This is a genomic window from Pseudomonas sp. 18.1.10 (assembly GCF_024655625.1).
Classification (GTDB): domain Bacteria; phylum Pseudomonadota; class Gammaproteobacteria; order Pseudomonadales; family Pseudomonadaceae; genus Aquipseudomonas.
Genome location: NZ_JANLGL010000343.1, coordinates 1 through 4,042 on the forward strand (window position 1 = coordinate 1; position 4,042 = coordinate 4,042).

A 4,042-nucleotide genomic window follows, 5' to 3' on the forward strand; every position below is an offset into this window, starting at 1 on the left:
ACTGACACTCCGCATTCGCGAGCAAGCCCGCTCCCACACAAGCCCGCTCCCACATGGAATACGGGCACAAAAAAAACGCCCCGAACCAGTCGGGGCGTTTTTGCTAGCAACCGATCAATGCATCGATCAGTGCTGGTGACCGCCTTCACCGTGAACGTGGCCGTGGGCCACTTCTTCCTGGGAAGCGTCGCGGATGGCAACGATCTTCACTTGGAAGTTCAGGCGCTGGCCTGCCAGCGGGTGGTTGCCGTCAACGGTGACGTCGTCGCCGTCCAGGTCACGGATGGTGACGATCTGCATTTGGCCGTCCGGCGCAGAAGCGTGGAACTGCATGCCCACTTCCAGCTCGTCAACGCCTTCGAACATGCTGCGGCTCAGGGTGCTGACCAGTTCGGCCGAGTACTCGCCGTAGGCATCTTCAGGTTCTACGGCAACCGTCAGTTCATCACCAACGCTCTTGCCTTCCAGAGCCTTTTCCAGGCCTGGGATGATGTTACCTGCGCCTTGGAGGTAGACCAGCGGCGCGCCGCCGGCGGAGCTGTCGATGACCTCACCAGCGTCGTTGGTCAGGGTATAGTCGATGGAGACAGCCTTGTTAGCGGCGATCGTCATGAGGCGAGACCTTTTGCATAAGAATGAAGAACGGACAAGTCTAAACAAGGATTTGCCCGAAAGCGAACACAACCCGGACAGACGGGGTCGCACACGCGACTCGACGGTCACCGGTTTTCACCAGGACGACGACCAGCACTGGGTTGCCGAGCTTTCCTGCGGCCACACCCAGCACCTGCGCCACCAGCCGCCATGGCAGTCCCGCGCCTGGGTGCTCGACCCCGCACAGCGCCAGAAAAAAATAGGCCAGCCCTTTGCCTGCGGCTGGTGTGCGCAACCGCACGAATAACGATAACCTTGGCGCCTGATTCGCGGTAGACGCCCAGCCATAGAGCGTCACCCAAGCCATGCACCTCCAGAGAATTCGCATGCAGACTTTTTTTATCGCGCCCACCGATTTTGGTGTGGGTCTGACCTCCATCAGCCTTGGGCTGGTGCGCACCCTTGAACGGGCCGGGCTGAAAGTCGGGTTCTTCAAGCCCATTGCCCAGCCGCACCCCGGCGACACCGGCCCCGAACGCTCCACCGAGCTGGTGGCGCGCACCCACGGCCTGAAGCCGCCACAACCCCTGGGCCTGGCCCATGTGGAGCGCATGCTCGGCGACGGCCAGCTCGATGAGCTGCTCGAAGAAATCATCACCCTGTATCAACAGGCCGCCGTGGGCAAGGACGTGCTGATCGTCGAAGGCATGGTGCCGACCCGCAGCGCCAGTTACGCCGCCCGGGTCAACCTGCACCTGGCCAAGAGCCTCGACGCGGAAGTGATCCTGGTCTCCGCCCCGGAAAACGAAGTGCTCACCGAACTCTCCGGCCGCGTGGAATTGCAGGCCCAGCTGTTTGGCGGCCCGAAAGACCCGAAAGTGCTCGGTGTGATCCTCAACAAGGTGCGCACCGACGAAAGCATGGAGGTCTTCTCCGCGCGCCTGAAGGAACATTCGCCCCTGCTGCGCAGCGGTGATTTCCGCCTGCTCGGCTGCATCCCCTATCAGCCGGAACTCAACGCCCCGCGCACCCGTGACGTAGCCGACCTGATGGGCGCACAGATCCTCAACGCCGGCGACTACGAAAGCCGGCGCATGACCAAGATCATCATTTGCGCGCGCACCATGCGCAACACCGTGGAGCTGCTCAAGCCCGGCGTGCTGGTGGTCACCCCCGGCGACCGCGACGACATCATCCTCGCCGTCAGCCTGGCCGCGATCAACGGCGTGCCCCTGGCCGGCCTGCTGCTGACCAGCGACACCCTGCCCGACCCGCGCATCATGGACCTGTGCCGTGGCGCGTTCCAGGCTGGGCTGCCGGTGTTGTCGGTGAGTACCGGTTCCTACGACACCGCCAACCAGCTCAACAGCCTCAACAAGGAAATCCCCATCGATGACCGCGAACGCGCGGAGATCATCACCGACTTCGTCGCCAGCCACCTCGATGCGCGCTGGCTGCACCAACGCTGCGGCACGCCACGGGAGATGCGCCTGTCGCCGGCGGTGTTCCGCTATCAGCTGATCCAGCGCGCCCAGGCGGCCAACAAGCGCATCGTCCTGCCAGAAGGCAGCGAGCCGCTGACCGTGCAAGCCGCCGCCATCTGCCAGGCGCGCGGGATCGCCCGTTGCGTGCTGCTGGCCAAACCGGCGGACGTGGAAGCCGTCGCCCGCGCCCAAGGCATCGAATTGCCCGAAGGCCTGGAGATTCTCGACCCGGACCTGATCCGCCAGCGCTATGTCGAACCGATGGTGGCCCTGCGCAAGAGCAAAAGCCTCAACGCGCCGATGGCCGAGCAGCAACTGGAAGACACCGTGGTGATCGCCACCATGATGCTGGCGCTGGATGAAGTGGACGGCCTGGTTTCCGGCGTCATTCACTCCACCGCCAACACCATCCGCCCGGCTCTGCAGCTTATTAAAACGGCGCCGGGCTGCACCTTGGTCTCGTCGGTGTTCTTCATGCTCTTCCCGGAGCAGGTGCTGGTGTACGGCGACTGCGTGATGAACCCGCACCCAAGCGCTGCCGAGTTGGCGGAGATTGCCCTGCAAAGCGCCGACTCGGCTGCCGCGTTCGGCATCACGCCGCGCGTGGCGATGATTAGCTATTCCAGCGGTGATTCGGCCAGCGGCGAAGAAGTGGAGAAAGTCCGCGAAGCCACCCTGCTCGCCCACGAACAGCAAAGCTCGCTGCTGATCGACGGCCCGCTGCAATACGACGCCGCCGCCAACGAAAGCGTAGCGCGCCAATTGGCGCCCAACAGCCTGGTCGCCGGCAAAGCCACCGTGTTCGTGTTCCCGGACCTGAACACCGGCAACACCACCCACAAGGCCGTGCAACGCAGCGCCGATTGCGTCAGCCTGGGGCCGATGCTCCAGGGCCTGCGCAAACCGGTCAACGACCTGCCACGCGGCGCCCAGGTGGATGACATCGTGTACACCATCGCACTGACTGCGATCCAAGCCGCCAACCGACCTATGGATATCTAAATGCTGGATTTTCTACCTGCCGCCGTGCGCGGGGTGATCGCGTCGTTGTTGCTGGCGCTGAACACGATCCTGTTGTGTTCGTTCCTGTTTATCGTCGCGCTGTTCAAGGCGCTGCCGTTCGCCAAGCGCTTCAGTGAATGGCTGATGAACCACACCCACGAAGCCTGGGTGACCAACAACAAAGGCTGGATGAACCTGGTGCGCCGCACACGCTGGCACATCAAGGGCCTGGAAGGCCTGGACTACCAGCACTCGTACCTGGTGACCAGCAACCACCAGAGCTGGGTCGACATCATGGTGTTGCAGTACGTGCTCAACCGGCGGATTCGCCCGCTGAAGTTCTTCCTCAAGCAGGAGCTGATCTGGGTGCCGGTGATTGGCTTGGCGTGGTGGGCCCTGGGCTTTCCGTTCATGAAGCGCTACACCAAGGCGTACCTGGAAAAGCACCCGGAGAAAAAAGGCAAGGACCTGGAAACCACCCGCAAGACCTGTGCGAAGTTTCGCGACAACCCGGTGGGCATTTTCAACTTTGCCGAAGGCACACGGTTTACCCCGGGCAAGCATGCGCAGCAGAAATCGCCGTTCCGTTATCTGCTCAAGCCTAAAGCCGGTGGCATTGCGTTTGTGCTGGATGCGATGGGTGAGCAGTTGAAGTCATTGGTCAATGTGACCATTCACTATCCGGCCGGGCGCCCGGGCTACTGGGATTTGTTGTGCGGGAATGTGCAGGACGTTGTGGTGCAGTTTGAAGAGGTGCAGATCCCGGCTGAGTTCATTGGCAAGAATTATGAGCAGGATGGGGAGTACCGGACGGCGTTCCAGGGTTGGATCAACCAGCTGTGGGAAGACAAGGATGCTCTGCTAGACAAGCTGCACACCGAATTCCCAGACAAAAAGTGATCAAAATGTGGGAGCGGGCTTGCTCGCGAAAGCGGTGTGTCAGCCAGCACATCTGTTTCTGA

4 protein-coding genes are annotated in these 4,042 nt (G+C 62.1%); 3 read left to right on the plus strand and 1 reads right to left on the minus strand.

Annotation, left to right across the window (positions count from 1 at the left end; genetic code table 11):
- Positions 1 to 126: 126 nt before the first annotated feature.
- Complete coding sequence (locus NUV89_RS28235) at positions 127 to 612, minus strand: peptidylprolyl isomerase (RefSeq protein ID WP_017737905.1); 486 nt, start codon at positions 610 to 612, stop codon at positions 127 to 129.
- Between NUV89_RS28235 and NUV89_RS28240 the strand changes: the two genes are divergently transcribed.
- From NUV89_RS28240 to NUV89_RS28250, 3 genes are all read left to right on the plus strand, one after another.
- Positions 611 to 901: a DUF3565 domain-containing protein gene (locus tag NUV89_RS28240; RefSeq protein ID WP_308220208.1), complete on the plus strand. Its 291-nt coding sequence runs from the start codon at positions 611 to 613 to the stop codon at positions 899 to 901. The genes NUV89_RS28235 and NUV89_RS28240 overlap by 2 nt on opposite strands.
- A gap of 79 nt (positions 902 to 980) precedes the next feature.
- A complete protein-coding gene (gene pta, locus NUV89_RS28245; RefSeq protein WP_257783902.1) occupies positions 981 to 3,080 on the plus strand; it encodes a phosphate acetyltransferase in 2,100 nt (699 codons plus the stop codon).
- Positions 3,081 to 3,980 (plus strand): acyltransferase, encoded by a 900-nt coding sequence (locus NUV89_RS28250; protein ID WP_257783903.1) that lies wholly within the window; start codon positions 3,081 to 3,083, stop codon positions 3,978 to 3,980.
- The last annotated feature ends 62 nt before the right edge of the window (positions 3,981 to 4,042 follow it).